At 70.6% G+C, this 16266-nt stretch carries 14 protein-coding genes; 4 read left to right on the top strand and 10 right to left on the bottom strand.

Translation table 11 applies throughout. The annotated features are described in order from the left end of the window. The first annotated feature begins 15 nt into the window (after positions 1-15). Positions 16-711, top strand: a complete 696-nt coding sequence (locus ACO06I_RS12130) for a hypothetical protein (protein WP_421932824.1) — start codon at positions 16-18, stop codon at positions 709-711. Here ACO06I_RS12130 and ACO06I_RS12125 read toward each other — a convergent pair. Genes ACO06I_RS12125 through ACO06I_RS12100 form a run of 6 tightly spaced genes read right to left on the bottom strand, consistent with a single transcriptional unit; the run spans position 708 to position 7207 of the window. Further along, positions 708-983: a S4 domain-containing protein gene (locus ACO06I_RS12125; protein ID WP_421932823.1), complete on the bottom strand. Its 276-nt coding sequence runs from the start codon at positions 981-983 to the stop codon at positions 708-710. The two genes, ACO06I_RS12130 and ACO06I_RS12125, sit on opposite strands and share 4 nt — an antisense overlap. Continuing rightward, positions 980-3505 (bottom strand): helicase-related protein, encoded by a 2526-nt coding sequence (locus tag ACO06I_RS12120; protein WP_421932822.1) that lies wholly within the window; start codon positions 3503-3505, stop codon positions 980-982. The genes ACO06I_RS12125 and ACO06I_RS12120 overlap by 4 nt, the downstream gene beginning before the upstream one ends. A 60-nt stretch (positions 3506-3565) precedes the next feature. Beyond that, on the bottom strand, positions 3566-4699 hold the full coding sequence (locus ACO06I_RS12115; RefSeq protein ID WP_421932821.1) for an ABC transporter permease: 1134 nt from the start codon (positions 4697-4699) through the stop codon (positions 3566-3568). Further along, positions 4696-5613 carry an ABC transporter ATP-binding protein gene (locus ACO06I_RS12110; RefSeq protein WP_421932820.1) on the bottom strand — a complete coding sequence of 306 codons (918 nt, stop codon included), beginning with the start codon at positions 5611-5613 and terminating at the stop codon, positions 4696-4698. The genes ACO06I_RS12115 and ACO06I_RS12110 overlap by 4 nt, the downstream gene beginning before the upstream one ends. Next, the gene (locus ACO06I_RS12105; RefSeq protein WP_421932819.1) at positions 5610-6581 is read right to left on the bottom strand and encodes an HlyD family secretion protein; all 972 of its coding nucleotides are present in this window, start codon (positions 6579-6581) and stop codon (positions 5610-5612) included. The genes ACO06I_RS12110 and ACO06I_RS12105 overlap by 4 nt, the downstream gene beginning before the upstream one ends. After that, positions 6578-7207 (bottom strand): TetR/AcrR family transcriptional regulator, encoded by a 630-nt coding sequence (locus ACO06I_RS12100; protein WP_421932818.1) that lies wholly within the window; start codon positions 7205-7207, stop codon positions 6578-6580. Before ACO06I_RS12100 ends, ACO06I_RS12105 begins: the two co-directional genes overlap by 4 nt. A 181-nt stretch (positions 7208-7388) precedes the next feature. Here ACO06I_RS12100 and ACO06I_RS12095 point away from each other — a divergent pair, with 181 nt between their 5' ends. Both ACO06I_RS12095 and ACO06I_RS12090 read left to right on the top strand, forming a co-directional pair. Continuing rightward, a complete protein-coding gene (locus ACO06I_RS12095) occupies positions 7389-7964 on the top strand; it encodes a thermonuclease family protein (RefSeq protein WP_421932817.1) in 576 nt (191 codons plus the stop codon). A 94-nt stretch (positions 7965-8058) separates the two neighbouring features. Next, positions 8059-8634, top strand: a complete 576-nt coding sequence (locus ACO06I_RS12090; RefSeq protein ID WP_421932816.1) for an NUDIX domain-containing protein — start codon at positions 8059-8061, stop codon at positions 8632-8634. Between the two features lie 60 nt (positions 8635-8694). On the opposite strand, the gene ACO06I_RS12085 is transcribed toward ACO06I_RS12090, so the two are convergent. Then, positions 8695-11661, bottom strand: a complete 2967-nt coding sequence (locus ACO06I_RS12085; protein ID WP_421932815.1) for a TonB-dependent receptor domain-containing protein — start codon at positions 11659-11661, stop codon at positions 8695-8697. 387 nt (positions 11662-12048) lie between these two features. On the opposite strand from ACO06I_RS12085, the gene rpmB reads away from it, so the two are divergent. Beyond that, positions 12049-12354, top strand: coding sequence for a 50S ribosomal protein L28 (gene rpmB / locus ACO06I_RS12080; protein ID WP_304699373.1), 306 nt, complete (start codon positions 12049-12051; stop codon positions 12352-12354). Positions 12355-12416: 62 nt separating this feature from the next. On the opposite strand, the gene ACO06I_RS12075 is transcribed toward rpmB, so the two are convergent. The 3 genes from ACO06I_RS12075 to cobT form a co-directional block, all read right to left on the bottom strand. Continuing rightward, a complete protein-coding gene (locus ACO06I_RS12075) occupies positions 12417-13163 on the bottom strand; it encodes a dienelactone hydrolase family protein (RefSeq protein ID WP_421932814.1) in 747 nt (248 codons plus the stop codon). 68 nt (positions 13164-13231) lie between these two features. Beyond that, the gene (locus ACO06I_RS12070; RefSeq protein ID WP_421932813.1) at positions 13232-14194 is read right to left on the bottom strand and encodes an esterase-like activity of phytase family protein; all 963 of its coding nucleotides are present in this window, start codon (positions 14192-14194) and stop codon (positions 13232-13234) included. Beyond that, entirely contained in the window at positions 14191-16143 is a 1953-nt protein-coding gene (gene cobT, locus ACO06I_RS12065) for a cobaltochelatase subunit CobT (protein ID WP_421932812.1), read from the bottom strand. Before cobT ends, ACO06I_RS12070 begins: the two co-directional genes overlap by 4 nt. Between the last annotated feature and the right edge of the window lie 123 nt (positions 16144-16266).

The following is a 16266-nucleotide window of genomic DNA, read 5'->3' as shown; positions in this document are numbered from 1 at the left end:
CCAAGGGGGGAAGCCATGGAAGACCGATCACATCGCCTGTGGGCGGCGCTCACCGTCCTGACGGGCGTCGCGACCCTGGCGGTCACCTTCGCTTTCCAGATGCTACCGGAGGTGGCCGCGGCCGGGGGCTGCTGGGCGCCGGGCAAGGTGGTGGACTTCGAGCTCGCCCGGACGCTCGATCAGCTTCTGAAGGTGTTCGGCCCGCCCGCCGACGCCTGCCGGGCGCCCGTCGTGACGGCCATGGACGCGGTGAACCACCTCGATGTGAGGGCCTATATCCCCGCCTACACCGCCTTCGCGATCTGCGCGGCGATGTTCCTGGGCGGGCGCTTCAAGAAGCCATTGGTTCTGGGCGCCATCGGCGTGGCCCTGGTCGCCCTGGCGGGCGACTATCTGGAGACGATCACCCTGCTGCGGATCACCCAGGCGGTGGACGGCTCGACCGACCTGCTGTTCCGCTCCAGCCTGGGCGCCTGGATCAAGTTCGCCGGCCTGGCCCTGCACGCCTTCCTGCTGTCACGGATCTGCATGGCCGGCGCAGCGCCCAGGCCCGTCCTGGCCATGCTACTCCTGCTCCCCATGGCCGGCACGGCCTTCGCGGCCATCGACAACAGCCGGGCCTATCTGATGACCGGGGCGCTGGCCCTGAGCTGGACCCCGTTGATGCTGGTGGCCCTGCGGGACGCGGTGCGGCCGCGGAGGAAGACCTAGTCCAGCGTGGAATACAGCCCCCGCGCCTCAGCCGGCGGTCCCCGGCGTTCCCCCAGCCCCTCCACCGACACGGCGATGAGGCGGCCCCCGACCGCGAAGACCAGCTGATCTCCGATCTTCACGGGCCGCGCGCACTTGTCGATCCGGGTCTCGGCGCCGGCGCGGGTGAGGCGGACCTTGCCCTCGTCCAGGAACTTGGCGGCCAGCGAGCGGGTCTTGAAGAACCGCGCCCGCCACAGCCAGACATCGGCGCGGCAGCCCGTCTCACTCATGGATTGGCGGCCTTGCCCTTGCGGCGACGGCGCGGACGGCGGGCGGGGGCGGGTTTGTCCTTCAGGGCGGCCAGGGCCGAGAAGGGCGAATTGAGCGACGGCGCGCTCGGGCGCAGGTCCGGCTTCTCGCCCCGGCGGCGCCACACCATGGCCTCGCCGGCCTTGGGCTTGGTGGTGGGGGCGAAACCGAGGGCGCGCAGGATGTCCCGGGTCTCCTGCTCGCTCCAACCCAGGGCCTCGCGGTCGGCGTCGGTGAGCTGGCCGGGCTTGGCGGCCCGCATCAGGTCGTCCATCCGCTCCAGGGCCTCCACCGGCACGGCCAGCCGGCCCACGGCCCGCAGGCCGAAGGCGGCCAGCGCCGTCGGACCGGGGGCCGGCTCAGGCAGGCGGCTGATCACCTCGGTCGGCGGGCGCCAGGCCTTGTCGGCGAAGCCCTGGACGAAGCTCAGCGCCTCCGGCCGCAGCATGGCCGGCAGATAGAGGGTGAAGTGGCCCAGCCGCACGCCCAGGCCCTTGAGCATGCGGCGCTCCACCTGGCTGAGCGCCTTGGTCTCGGCGTGGACCGTGGTGCGGTCGAGGACGCCGCCGGCCTCGATCAGGCGGTAGGCGAGGCCGCGGGCCAGGCCCTTGATCCTGCCTTCCGAGACGGCGGTCTCCAGCCGGCGCAGAGCGCCCAGCCGGCGGACCGCCTCGGCGGCGAGGAAGGCCTCCAGCCGGCGCGCGGCGCGTTCGCGGGCGGCGGGATTGCCCAACTCCCCCAGCAGCCGCACGCGCGGCGCGAAGGGCGAACCGCCGGAGATGGCGCCGGCCGCCTGGCCGCGCCACAGGACCAGGCCGTCCGGGGTCAGGCGGAAGGCGTCGTCGGCCTCGCCGGCCAGCTGGCCCAGGCGCTTGGCGATCTCCGGCCCCACCGCCAGGGTGGCGGCGGCGCGCAGGGCCTTTTCCTCCAGGATGGAGGCGCCGTGCTCGGCCTCGAAGGTGACGCCCTTCAGCTTGCCGACATAGTGGCCCTCGACGGTGACCGTGCCGTCCTCGGCCACGCCGGCCAACATGTCGTCGCGGACGCGCAGGCCGCGCATCAGGGCGCTGGTGCGGCGGTCCACGAAGCGGGCCATCAGCTTCTCGTGCAGGGTGTCGGAGAGCTTGTCCTCCAGCACCCGGGTCCTGGCCTGCCAGCCCTGCGCGTCCGCCAGCCAGTCGGGGCGGTTGGCGACATAGGCCAGTGTCCGCACGCTGGCCAGGCGGGCCGACAGGGTGTCGATCTCCCCGTCGGTGCGGTCCAGGTGACGGTACTGGCCGGCGATCCAGTCCTCGGGAATCCTGCGGTCGCGGCGGGTGAGATGGTGGAAGAACTCGCGGGTCAGCCGCAGATGCTCCTCGTGGCTCTGCTTACGGAAGTCCGGGGTCTGGCAGACGTCCCACAGCCGCATCAGGGAGGGCCGGTCGCGGCAGCGGTCGGCGATGTCGGGGTCGCCCGCCAGCTGGCGCAGGGTGACCTCATCCAGGCTCTCGGCTGAAGCCTTCAGGGCCTCGAAGGTGGGAGGTGCGGCCAGCGAGGACATCAGGCTGGAGAGCGAGGTGAAGTCGAGCTTGGCGTTGCGCCATTCGGCGGCGGCCACCGGCTGGAAGCGGTGCTCCTGCACGGCCTCGACGAGGTCGGCGTCCATGTCCTCGCACTCGCCGGTGACGCCGAAGGTCCCGTCGGTGCGGAAACGCCCGGCGCGGCCGGCGATCTGGCCCACCTCCTGTGGATGCAGGTAGCGGGTGCGCTTGCCGTCGAACTTGCGCAGCCCGGCGAAGGCCACGTGGTCGACGTCCATGTTCAGCCCCATGCCGATGGCGTCGGTAGCCACCAGAAAGTCCACCTCGCCCGACTGGTAGAGGGCCACCTGGGCGTTGCGGGTGCGGGGGCTGAGGGAGCCCATCACCACGGCCGCGCCGCCCCGCTGACGGCGGATCAGTTCGGCGATGGCGTAGACCTGGTCTGCGGAGAAGGCGACGACGGCCGAGCGGCGCGGCAGGCGGGTCAGCTTCTTCGGTCCCGCATAGGTCAGGCTGGAGAACCGCTCCCGGGTGACGATCTCCGCGCTCGGCAGCAGGCGACGGATCAAGGGCGCCATGGTGCCGGCGCCCATCAGCATGGTCTCGTAGGTGCCCCGCGCGTGCAGCAGGCGGTGGGTGAAGACGTGGCCGCGCTCCGGGTCGGCGCACAGCTGGATCTCGTCCACCGCCAGGAACTCCACCTCCCGGCTGAGCGGCATGGCCTCGACGGTGCAGACGAAATAGACGGCCCGGGGCGGGACGATCTTCTCCTCGCCGGTGATCAGGGCCACACAGCGCGCCCCGCGCGCCTTGACGATGCGGTCGTAGATCTCCCGGGCCAGCAGCCGCAGCGGCAGGCCGATCATCCCCGAGGCGTGGCCCATCATCCGCTCGACGGCGAGGTGGGTCTTGCCGGTGTTTGTCGGCCCCAGCACCGCCACGAGGCGGGGCGGCGGCGCGCCGGTCGGGCGATGACTCATGGCCTCAAGTTGGGGTGGGAATCGGCGGTCGGCAAGCGGCGCCGCACCCCTTGCGTCAATTCAGTCCAGGGTGCGCCGATACCGCGCCATGGCGAGCGCCGTGACGACGCAGACGAAGGCCAGCAGGGCCAGCAGCTCGCGCCACATGTCGGCGAGGCTCTGGCCCTTGAGCAGGGCGCCGCGGACCACCCGAAGGAAATGGGTGACCGGGATCACCTGGCCGATGGCCTGGGCCCAGGCAGGCATGCCGCGGAAGGGGAACATGAAGCCCGAGAGCAGGATCGAGGGCATGATGTAGAAGAAGCTCATCTGCATGGCCTGGAGCTGCGACTGCGCCGCCGTGGAGATCAGGAAGCCCAGCGCCAGGGAGCCCACGATGAACAGGGTCACCCCCAGGGTCAGACCGATCCAGCCCCCCATCATCGGCACGTGGAACAGCAGCTTGGCGATGACCAGGATGATCACCGCCTGGGCCACCCCCACCAGGACATAGGGGGCCAGTTTTCCAATCATCACCTCGATCGGTTCGACGGGCGTCGCCAGCAGGCTCTCCATGGTGCCGCGTTCGGTCTCGCGGGTGACGCTCAGCGAGGTCATCATGACCAGGGTCATGGAGAGGATCACCCCCAGCAGGCCCGGCACGATGTTGTAGGCGGTGACCGCCTCGGGATTATAGCGGCGGTGGACCACGACCTCGAAGGCCGGCGGGGCGCGGCCCCTGGGGGCCAGGGCGCCCTTCAGGTCGGCGGCGAGCGCCTGGGCGGGCAGGGCGGCGAGGGCTGCCACCGCGCCGCCAGTGGCCGAGGGGTCGGTGGCGTCGGCCTCCACCAGGATCTGGGCCTTGTCGCCGCGGGCCACCCGGCGGGTGAAGTCGCCGGGGATGGTGATGGCGAACTGGACGTCGCCGCGGCGGATCATCTCGTCCAGCTCTGCCGGTGTGCGGGCCTGGGCCGTGAGGTCGAAATAGGCGCTGTTGCGCAAGGACGACAGGATCGAGCGGGCGAAGACGCTATCCTCCTGCACGAGGACCGCCGTGGGCAGGTGGCGGGGCTCGGAATTGATGGCGTAGCCGAACAGCAGCAGCTGGATCACCGGCAGGGCCAGGATCATGGCGTAGGTCAGGCGGTCGCGGGTGAGCTGCTTGAACTCCTTGATCAGCACCGCCCAGACCCGGGTCGCGGAGAATCCGTTCATCGGAAGTTGTCCTCCGCGCCTTCCATCAGCTGGATGAAGACGTCCTCCAGGGTGGGGTCGACCTCGGTCCAGCGGAACGGCGCGCGGCGATAGGGGGCGATGGCGGCCTCCAGGGCGGCGCGGTCGGAACCGCTGACGTGCAGGGCGGCGCCGAAGGGGGCGGCCATCTCGACACCGGGGCGGGCCGCCAGCTCCCCCGACAGCCGGTCGATCCCCGGCCCCTCGCCGTTGAAGGTCACCAGGTTGGAGCGGGCGACCACCTCGTCGGCCGTGCCGCGGGCGATCAGCTTGCCATAGGCGATGTAGGCGATCTCGTGACAGCGCTCGGCCTCGTCCATGTAGTGGGTGGAGACCAGCACGGTCAGGCCCTCGGCGGAGAGCGCGTGGATCTCGTCCCAGAAGGTGCGGCGGGCCTTGGGGTCGACCCCGGCGGTGGGCTCGTCCAGCAGCAGCAGCTTGGGCTCGTGCAGGGTGGCGGTGGCCAGGGCCAGCCGCTGCTTCCAGCCGCCCGACAGGGTCCCGGCCAGCTGGCTGCGCCGCTCCAGCAGGCCCAGGCGCTCCAGGGCGTGGATCACCCGCTCCTTGCGTTGGTCCAGCTCGTGGACTCGGGCGGAGAACATCAGGTTCTCCTCCAGGGTCAGGTCCTCGTAGAGCGAGAACTTCTGGGTCATGTAGCCGGTCTGGCGCTTGATGGCGTTCGCCTCCCCGATGATGTCGAGGCCCAGGCAGGTCCCGGTTCCGCTGTCGGGGGTGAGCAGGCCGCAGAGCATCCGCAGGGTGGTGGTCTTGCCCGAGCCGTTGGGGCCGAGGAAGCCGCAGATGCGGCCGTGCTCCACCTGGATGGAGACGTCCTGGACGACGTGCTTGTCGCCGAAGCTCTTGTTCAGCCCATGGACGTCGATGGCGAGCGTCACCGGGCCGCTCCCAGGGGCGTCACGTCCACCGGCTGGCCGGGGTTGAGCCGGGCGGAGGGGCGGGCCTCCACCATGTAGACCAGTCGGTCGCGGGCCTCGCGGCTGTAGATGACCGGCGGGGTGAACTCCGGGCGGGGGCTGACGAAGGTGATCCGGGCGCTCATTCCCTTGGCGCAGCCGTCGCAGGCGAAGCGCACCGTCGCGCCGATGCGATAGGCCGAGAGGCTACGCTCAGGGACGAAGAAGCGCAGCTTGATGCGGTCGTCGGGCAGCAGGGACAGGACCGGTTGGTTGGCGCTGGCCCATTCGCCCTTCTGGAAGAAGACCTCCTCCACCCGCGCGTCGGACGGGGCGACGGGGGCGAGGTCGGAGAGGCGGGCGTCGGCGGCCGAAAGGCCGGCCTGGGCCTGGGCCACGCGGCTGTCGGCGGCCTGGACCTGGCCCTCGCGGGCGCCCAGGGCCGCGGCGTCCCGCTGCCGGCGGGCGGCGACGAGCTGGGCGTTGGCGGTCTGCAGGGCGGCGCGGACATCGTCCAGGCGTGCGGGGGCATAGATGCCCTTGCGCACCAGGGGCTGGACCCGGCGCATGTCGGCCGCGGCGTCGCGGGCCCGGGCCTCGGCGGCGGCGATGTTGGCGTCATAGACGGCCAGTTCGAGGGGGCGCAGCCCCTTGCGGGCGTCCTGCGCCTGGGCCTCGGCGGCGCCCACCTCGGCCTGGGCCTGGGCGCGCTGGGCGGTGAGCTGTTTGGGATCGACCACGAAGAGGCGGTCGCCGGCCTTCACCCGGTCGCCGCGCTGGACCCTGATCTCGGCCACCGCGCCCGAGACCGGGGCGGCCAGATAGAGCGGCTCGCCCTCCACATAGCCCGAGAGGACGGCCGTGCGGTTCAGGCGCGGGACCAGGAACAGCGCGCCGACCATGGCCGCGGCGGCCAGCAGCAGGACGATGACGAGGAGGCGTTGTTTCATGGGACCATTCCCCGCAGCAGGGTCTCGACGTGTTGGGTGGCCAGGGCCGGCAGGTCGAAGGGCTCGGCCCCGATGGGCAGGAAGGTCTCGCGCCAGATCACCCCCACCAGCAGGGGTGAGATCAGGGAGACGGCGTAGTGGCGCGGGTCGCCGGGGCGGATCTCGCCGCGCGCCTGGGCCGCGGCGATGGCGGCGGTCAGGCCTCCCAGGGCCGGGACGATCAGCCGGTCGTGCCAGACCCGGGCCAGCTCCGGGAAGTTTCGGGCCTCGCCGATGACCATCTTCACGATCCCCCCGAGCGGCGTGGCGCCGGCCAGGTGGGCGATGAGGCCCACGGCGCCGCGCAGGGTGTCGGGAAAGTTGGGCGCGCCGGCCAGGGCCTGGATGTGGGCCAGGTTGGGGGCCACCCCCTGGTCCACCACGGCGCGGAAGATGTCCTCCTTGGTGGCGAAGTACAGATAGATCGCCCCCTTGGAGACCCCCGCCCGGGCGGCGATGTCGTCCAGCCGGGCGGCGGCGAACCCCTTCTGAGCGAACACCTCGAAGGCCGCGGCGATGATCTCGTCGGGGCGGTCGGCCTTGCGGCGGCGGAACTTGGGCTGGCCGGCGGGGAGGACGGGGAGCATCGACGCTCACTAATAACTGACTGGTCAGTTATCAATATGCCCAGTCCGCGGGCATGGCAAGCTTCACCCTGTAGCGCCCAGGCCTCACTGTCTGTGAAAAGACCGATCTGGCGTTGCAGGGGGCTGGCTCGGCCCGCGCGAAGGCCTAAGAAGCCCGTCCGGGGCGGGGAGCCCCATTCCAATGTTCATGCGCCACCTCATCCTGCTCGCCGCAGCATGCCTCTGCGGCTGCTCCGCTGTTCCCGGCTCGCCCCCGCATGACGCGCGGGCGCACGCGGTCGTGCGCGTGCTGGACGGCGACACCCTGGTGGTGGACGGCGAGGGGGTGCGGCTGGCCAATGTCGACGCCCCGGAACTGCCGCCGGAGGCCCGCTGCTGGGGGGAGGGCGCCCTGGGGGTCCAGGCCGCCGCCAAGGCGCAGGACCTAGTGAGCCACGCCGCCCGCGTCGAACTCGTGCGCGAAGGCCATGACCGCTTCGGCCGCACCCTGGCCCGCGTCACGCTCAATGAGAGCCGCGACCTGGGGGACGCCCTGGTCTTCGCCGGCGTGGCGGCGCGCAAGGGCGAGCGGGCCTGGGACTGGTGCGGTCCGGCCGATTTCCGGCTGGCCGGCGGCCCCGGCTTCGACACCGGGCCTGTGGCCAACCCGCGCTTCATGGCCTGGGTCAGCGCCGAGCAACTCCCCGCCCTGTCGCCGGACGTCGCCAGCCTGATGCTCTCCAACGAGGACGGCGAGCCCCTCAGCCCGTTCTTCTGAGGCCCGGCCCTCCCTGGGCGGCTTGGCCGTCGCGCCGGCCCATGCCACCGTGAGGTGAGCGGGGCGCCGAAGGCTGGCCCCCCACGGAGACCAGATGAGCGACCAGGTCCGCAACCTCGCCTTCCACACCCTCTCCGACGAGTGGGCGACCCTGAAACGGGTGACCTTCGACTATCGCCGCCGCGACGGGACCTGGGAGACCCAGGTGCGCCAGACCTACGACCGCGGCGACGGCGCGGTGATCCTGCCCTACGACCCGGAGCGCGGAACCGTGCTGCTGACCCGCCAGTTCCGCATCCCGGCCTATGTCACCGGCCATCCGGAGCCGCTGATCGAGGCCGCCGCCGGCCTGCTGGACGCCGACGATCCGGAGACCGCCATCAGGCGCGAGGCCGAGGAGGAGCTCGGCTACCGGTTCTCAGCCGTCACCCCGGTCTTCAAGGTCTATATGAGCCCGGGCAGCGTCACCGAGCAGCTCAGCTTCTTCACCGCCCACTATACGGCCGCCGACAAGGTGGGCGCCGGCGGCGGCCACGCCGAGGAGGGCGAGGACATCGAGGTCCTGGAGATGCCGCTCGACCGGGCCCTGGCCCTGGTGGCCGAGGGCGTCATCGTCGACGCCAAGACCATCATGCTGATCCAGCACCTCAAGCTGGCGGAGGTCGCCTAGAGCGCGTCAGGGTCAAGTGGAAGCCGGTTAACCCGTCCGACGCGCTCTATCGCTCTTGAATCAGAACCTCGCGTTGATCCCCACGAAGAACCGGCGGCCCAGGACGTCGAAGCTGGACGGGTCGGTGTTGGAGTTGGGGTAGCTGGTGAAGTAGGGCGGGTCCTTGTCGCCGATATTGTTGACCCCGGCCCTCAGGCTGACCCGGTCGTCGATCTTCCATGAGCCCGACAGGTCATAGACGTCGTAGTTCGGCGTACCCACCGCCGTGGGGCTGAAGGTGGGGACGCTGCGGGCGTCGGTCATGGCGCCGATGCGCCGCCAGCGCAGGGTGGTCTTCACCGGGCCGACGCTCCAGGTCGCGGCCAGCACCGACTTCCATTCCGGCAGGGCCCCGCCGGAGAGATCGGCGCCGATAGTCCCGGCATATTGCACGAAGGCCGCGCCCGGCCGCGCCTGGCGCTCGAAGCTGTCGAGCCTGGAGACCACCAGGTTGAAGGCCAGCGCGCCGGCCGCCTGCGGCAGGCCGAGATCGGCGAGGTCGAAGCCCCAGTCCACCTGGGCGTCGAGGCCGGCGGTCTTCACCGAGGCCAGGTTCACCTGGGTCTGGGTCACCCCGGTGATGTTGCCCGAGGCCAGGCGCGTGAACTGCTGGCAGTAGAAGTTGGCGTTGGAGAGCCCCGGGTTGGAGCCGTCGGCGTTGAAGCAGGAGGACAGGATGGTGGGGACCCCGATGGTCCCCACCACGTCGGCCACCTCGATCCTGTAATAGTCCAGGCTGACGCTGAACCGGCGCAGGAAGCGGGCGTCGACGGCGGGAGACCAGACGGCCCCGGCCGTGACGCTGTCGGCGGTCTCCTCGGTGAGGTTGGGATTGCCGCCGCCGGTGATCTCCACCTGGTTGGAGGCCTGGTTGAAGCTGTCGATGATCGAGGCCGGCACGCCCTGCGCCAGGCAGAGGGTCCGCACCGCCGCGGCGTTGGCGCCGGTGCGGAACGAGGAGCGCACGTCGCAGGGGTCGCCCGCCGTGGTTCCGGCGCCCGGCGTGCCGACGCCGACGAAGCCCAGGGACTGGGGCGAGAACAGCTCGGCGATGTTGGGGGCGCGGACCGCCCGCTGATAGCCGCCGCGCACCAGTAGGCTGGAGACCGGTTTCCAGGTCAGGTCGGCCTTGTAAGCGCTGACCTGGCCAGTGGTGGAATAGTCGGCCACCCGGCCCCCCAGGGTGACGTCCAGGCTCTCGATCAGGGGCAGGTCGGCCAGGACCGGGACCAGCAGCTCGGCGTAGACCTCCTTGGAGGTGATGTCCCCGCTGACCGGAACCGCCGGATTGAAGCCGACGATGTCGGGACCCTGCAGCAGGGCGTCCGGGGCGTAGTCGAAGTCGTCCTTGCGGTACTGGGCGCCGGCCGAGAACTTCAGCGGACCCGCGGGCAGGTCGACCAGGCTGCCGGTGGCGTAACCCTCGACGACCGTCTGCTTGATGGTGGTGGAATTGGTGACGTTGCGGGCGATATAGGCCGCGCAGCCCGGGCTGACCTTGCCGGCCCCGAAGATGTTGAAGCCGCCGCAGAGGGCCGCCCCGCCGTCGGCGGCGAAGGTCAGGGTGCGCATGGCCGCCCGGCTGACATTGCCGAACTGGTGCTCGGTGTGGTCCATCTGGCCGTAGCTGGCGTAGAGATCCCACTTCCAGTCCTTCACCGGCAGGGCGCCGCGCAGGCCGCCCACCAGTTGCAGGGTCTCATAGGTGTTGTTGGAGAGTCGGCCCCCCACCTCGGTGAAGGCGCGGCGCGGATAGAAGTCCGCGGTCGGATTGGCCCGCGAGGCCAGCAGGGTGCGCAGGTCGGTCGGGATGAACGGGTTGGTCACCGGGACCACGATGTCGGGGCCGGGGAAGGCGCCGTCGCTGGCGGAGGCGGGGCCGAGCTGCCGCGAGACGTCATAGGTGGTGTAGCTGGCCGTCCCATAGGCCTCCACGGCGTCGCTCAGGTCGTAGCGGCCGGTGGCGTAGAGGCTCCAGCGCTCCAGAGGCAGGTTCAAGTAGCGGTAGGCGGCGCTGTTGAAGGTGTAGCTGGTGGGCGAGAAGCCGGGGTCGCGGGCGCCCTTGTGGTTGTTCACCGGGGCGGTGGAGAACAGGGTCCCGTCGGCGTTGAAGCTGAGGCTGGCGCCGCGGGCCACGGTCCCGGGCGCGAATCCATAGGCGCCGAACACCGCGTTCATCGCCGCCTGGCTGGGCAGGTTGGCCGCGCCGCCGGCGTTGGAGGTGGGATCGAAGCGGCCGTCGGGGATGGTGGCGGCGCCCGAGGGCGTCAGGCCGGTGGTGAGGATCGAATAGCCGACGGCCGCCCAGTCGCGGTCGGCGGCCAGCAGGCCCTCGCGCTTGTCATAGGTGATGGCGGCGGCGAGGTTGCCCCGGCCGTCGGCGAGGTTGTGGCCCCAGCCGGCGGAGACCGTCGTCTGGCCGGCGTCGTTGCGGCTGGCGGCCCCGAACTGGGCGTCGACCTGGAAGCCCTCGAAATCGCGCTTCAGCTTGAAGTTCACCACCCCGGCGATGGCGTCCGAGCCATAGACCGCCGAGGCGCCCCCGGTGATGGTCTCCACGCTCTCCACCAGGAAGGTCGGGACGGTGTTGAGGTCCACCACGGCGTTGGGGTTGCCGGCCACCACCCGGCGGCCGTCGATCAGCACCAGGGTGCGGGTAGGCCCCAGGCCCCGCAGGTTGGCGTAGGCCTGGCCAGGCGTGGTGACGAAGTTGGTGGTGTTGGTGCCCGCCCCGTTCGAGGGCGTGAACTGGGGCAGCTGGTTGAGGGTGTTCTCGATCGTCACCATGCCCACGGCGGCGATCTGGTCTGCGCCCACCGTGACGATGGGGCTCTCGGAGACATAATCCTTCCGCGCGATGCGGCTGCCGGTGACAACGATCTCGGAAACCTCCGAGTCGGGTGTCTGCGCCGCCGCCGGGACCGCGCTGAACGCCAGGAGGCTCGCCAGGGCGCTGGCGCACAGCAGGCCCGATCGCATCGTCGTCATCTGAATATCCCCACCCGGAACAGCCCGATCCACCCTCGCGGGTGATTTGCAGCCCAGGCTAGGGGAAGCGCCGCGCCGCCGCTACAGGTCGCGCAAAGCCTTGGGATTAACGGGATCGGGGAACCGCAGGAACACGCCCGCAACGAATCAGGACCGAATCGGTGACTCGGCGCGATTCGGGATTTGTTCCCTACAAGGTATTGTAGCTTAGGCCGCGTGAGGCACAAGTCGCCGGGTTGCGCGACCGACGGCCTCGATAAGAAGAATGCGCCCGCGCGACCTCCGAAGGGCGGCTCCGCCTTGACGCCGCCGCTTCCCTTCGACTATATCGCCCGCTCTCGCGCGGGTCCGCTCGCCGTCACTCTTTTCTCGCTTAGGTCTTAAGCCATGTCGCGTCGTTGCGAACTCACCGGTATCGGCCCCATGGTCGGCCACAATGTGAGCCACTCGAATATCAAGACGAAGCGCCGCTTCCTGCCGGCCCTGGCGCCCGCCAGTCTGCAGTCGGATGCGCTGGGTCAGACCTTCAAGCTGCGCATCTCCAATGCGGCCCGCCGCACCCTGGACTTCCGCGGCGGCCTGGACGTCTTCCTGGTCAAGGCCAAGGACGAGCAGCTCTCGCCCCGCGCCCTGAAGATCAAGCGCCAACTGAAGGCCAAGCTCGCCGCGCAAGCGCCGGCGGCCGCCGCCTAGGCGTCGCACGCTTCGAGATTTGGAAAAGGCCGGCGGTGACGCCGGCCTTTTTCTTTGGGCGGTTACTTCAGCGCGCTGTCGAACAGCGCGATAAGTTCGCGCCAGTGGCGCTCGGCGCCCTCCGGATTGTGCACCGGCATGTCGCTGGGCACCCAGCCGTGCTTGCAGCCCTCCCAGGTCGAGACCTCGGCGTCGACGCCGGCCTCGCTCAGGGACCTGGTCAGACGCTCCTTCTGGGCGTCGTCGAAGCTGCGGTCCTCGATGGCCCCGGCCACCAGCACCTTGGCCTTGATCGCCGGCGCCAGCAGGTGCGGGCTGCGTTCGTCGTCGGTGGCCATATTGCCGCCGTGGAAGGAGGCCGCCGCGGCGATACGGTCGGGATAGGTGCCCGCCGCCCGCAGGGCGATGGAGCCCCCCATGCAATAGCCGGTCACCCCCACCTTGTCGGGCTTGGCGTCCGGATCGGCCGCGATGTAGTCGAGGCAGGCCTTCACGTCGGTCATCTGGCGTCCGACCCCGGTGCTGGCCCGCAGCTTGGCGAACAGGGCGCCGGCCTCCGGATCGCCCGCCCGGGCCGCGGCGATGTCCAGGGGCGGGTAGGGCCCGGCGCGCCAGAACAGGTCCGGCAGCAGGACGTAATAGCCGGCGGCCGCCAGGCGCTCCCCCATCTCGAACAGGGCCGGGCGGATGGCCGGGGCGTCCATGGCGATGATGGCGGCGGGCCAGGGGCCGGCGCCGGTGTCGGGCTTGAAGACGAAGGCGCGAGCGTCGCCCTCGGGGGTGGGGAGGGCGATTTCGGTACGGCTCATAATGGCGCCTCGCGGGAGCGGGATGAGGAAAGGTGGGAGCCGGCTTTCCGCCCGCATCCCACGCCAATTCAATGTGGCTGCGGCTTCCAGTCGAAGGCCAGCAGCAGGGTCTTCTGGGACTTTGAAAAGTTGTCGTCGGAAATCAGGTAGAATCGGGTCGTGCCGTCTCGGTTGGGGACCGCCGAGACGCCTTCGATATTGTCCACGGTCAGGGGCCGGGCCAGGTCCAGACGGGCCACCTCGCCGCCGGGGCCCAAGATCTTCAGGGTGATGCGGCTGCCCTGCAGCGGATCCCAGGCGCGGAACAGCCAGGCGGTGTTCCCGCCCGCCAGCCGGTTGACCGCCACCACCCCGAACTCGACCGGCTTCTGCAGGGTGGGGCCCTTCACGCAGGGGCTGCTGACCTTGCAGGTCCAGGTCTCGCCCGAGTCCTCGCCCGCCGTCACATAGGCGTCGGGGCCGGCGTCGGGATCGGCCGCCAGGGCCTCCATGCCGCCGTTGGAGGGGAAGGTCGCCACCGGGGCGGGAACCACGCGCGGGACGCCGCCCTTGGCCGGATAGAGCAGGATGCGGTCGATGGCCTCGAAGCTCACCAGGCGGTCGCCATTGGCCAGCACCGCCAGGCCCTCGGCGTCAGCCTCCTTCTTGCCCTGCAGCGGCTTGCCGTCGGGGCCGGTGAGCACGGTCAGCTTGCCAGGCCCGACGCCCGCCAGGCGCCCGGCCTTGTCCAGCACCAGCCGGGTCTCCAGCAGGTCGCCTTCGTCGCTGAGGGACAGAACCTTGCCGTCCGGGGTGACCCTCAGGTCCGACAGGCCGTGCAGTCGCGCGGTCTGCTCGGAGGACAGCACCAGGCCGCCGGCATAGACGAAGTCGCCGACCCGATCCTGGGCCGGGTTCTGGGCATTGAGCGCCACGGGCGTCGCGGTGAGGGTGATCCCGGCGCCGGCGGCCACCGGTCCCTTGGGCAGGGTCGCCGGTTGGGCGCAGGCGGTGAGCGCCGCGAGCGCCGCTCCCAGGATCAGCCGCCTCACGCCACGGCCCTCCGGACTTCCTTGAAGGTGGACCGGCGCGCCGCTCCGCCCTGCGGGCCCTGGGTGTTGGGCGGCGGCTGCAGCAGGCCCGCGGTCTTGCGGTTGGCCTTGCGCGGCTCCTCCTGGAAGAGCTCGGCCAGCTGCTCGACGATGGCGCCGGCCAGTTGCTCCACATCCACGATGGTCACCGCGCGGCGGTAGTAGCGGGTGACGTCGTGGCCGATGCCGATGGCGATCAGCTGCACCGGGCTCTTGTCCTGGATCTCGGCGATCACCTCGCGCAGGTGGCGCTCCAGATAGTGGCCGGAGTTCACCGACAGGGTGGAGTCGTCCACCGGCGCCCCGTCGGAGATCACCATCAGGATGCGGCGGGCTTCCGAGCGGCCGATCAGCCGCTGGTGGGCCCACATCAGGGCCTCGCCGTCGATGTTCTCCTTCAGCAGCCCCTCGCGCATCATCAGGCCGAGGTTGCGGCGGGCCCGGCGCCAAGGGGCGTCGGCGGACTTGTAGATGATGTGGCGCAGGTCGTTCAGGCGGCCGGGCTGGGCGGGCTTGCCGGCCTTCAGCCAGTCCTCGCGGCTCGTGCCGCCCTTCCAGGCCCGGGTGGTGAAGCCGAGGATCTCGGTCTTCACGCCGCAGCGTTCCAGGGTGCGGGCCAGGATGTCGGCGCAGACGGCCGCCACCATGATTGGCCGCCCGCGCATCGAGCCGGAATTGTCGATCAGGATGGTGACCACCGTGTCGCGGAACTCGGTGTCTTCCTCTTCCTTGAAGGCGAGCGAGGCGGTGGGATCGGTGATGACGCGGGTCAGGCGCGCCACGTCCAGCATCCCTTCCTCCAGGTCGAAGGTCCAGGAGCGGTTCTGCTGGGCCATCAGCTTGCGCTGCAGCTTGTTGGCCAGGCGGGAGACCACGCTCGACAGGCTGGCGAGCTGCTGGTCGAGATAGGCCCGCAGCCGGGTCAGCTCCTCGGTGTCGCAGAGCTCCTCGGCGGCCACCACCTCGTCATTGGCGGTGGTGAAGACCCTGTAGGTCGGGGTCTTGGCGTCACCCTTGAGGTCGGGGCGCGCGGGCTGCTCGCCCTCGCCCATCTCCGGCGGTTCGTCGGAGTCCTCGGCGTTGGGATCGTCCTCCGCCTGCATCATCTGGCTGTCGGCGTCCTCGCTTTCGCTGTGGGTCGCCTCGCTCTCGTCCATGGAGGCCTGTTGCGGGGACTGGCCCTCGCCGTCGCCCTCGCCGCCGTCCTCCGAGGACTCGGCCTCGCCTTCGTCGCCTTCCTCGTCGTCCTGATCGGCCTGGTCGGGGGCGTCGGAGAGATCGTCGCCCATGGAGAGGTCGCGCAGGATGGTGCGCGCCATCTTGGCGTAGGCCTTCTGGTCGTCGATCTTCTCGATCAGCTTGTCGAGATCCTCGCCCGCCCGGGCCTCGATCTCGTCGCGGAACATGTCCACCAGCAGCTTGGCGTTCGGCGGCGACTCGACCCCCGTCAGGCGTTCGCGCGCCATCAGGGCCACGATGTCAGCCATGGGCGGGTTGGCCTGGGCGTCGACGGGATTGAAGGGGCGCTTGGCCCAGGCCTGCTCGTGCACGACCTTGAGGTTCTCGCGGACGCCGCCGAGCGCGTTGGAGCCGATGGCCTCGATGCGGACCTGCTCCAGGGCGTCGTAGAGCGGCGCGCCGAGCGCCGAGCCCGGCCGGGTGCGGGCGTGGACCTGGGCGTCGTGGTGCGAGATGCGCAGGGCCATCTGATCGGCCAGGCCGCGGATGCGCGCGGCGTCCATCGGCGTCAGGTCGCGGGGCGGGTGCGGCAAGACCGCGCGATTGCCGCTGAGCAGGGGGCCTTCCCCGGAGTAGACGATCTCCAGATCGGGCGACTCCGCCAGGGAGCGCGCCGCGTTCGCAAGCGCGCGTTTAAAGGGCTCGAGCGGGCTTTCCGGGTTCTTGGCCATGATCAAACTTCATAGCCTGACGGGGGGAACCGAGGAAAGTCCTGCTTGGCCGATGGCCCGCGGCGAAAACTTGTCTGCAGCAATCTGTTTACCTCTTCCAGCGCCCCTGAGGGCGGGGCGTTG

Source organism: Phenylobacterium sp. (assembly GCF_965229015.1).
GTDB lineage: Bacteria > Pseudomonadota > Alphaproteobacteria > Caulobacterales > Caulobacteraceae > Phenylobacterium.
This window is presented reverse-complemented; position numbering and strand designations above follow the sequence as displayed.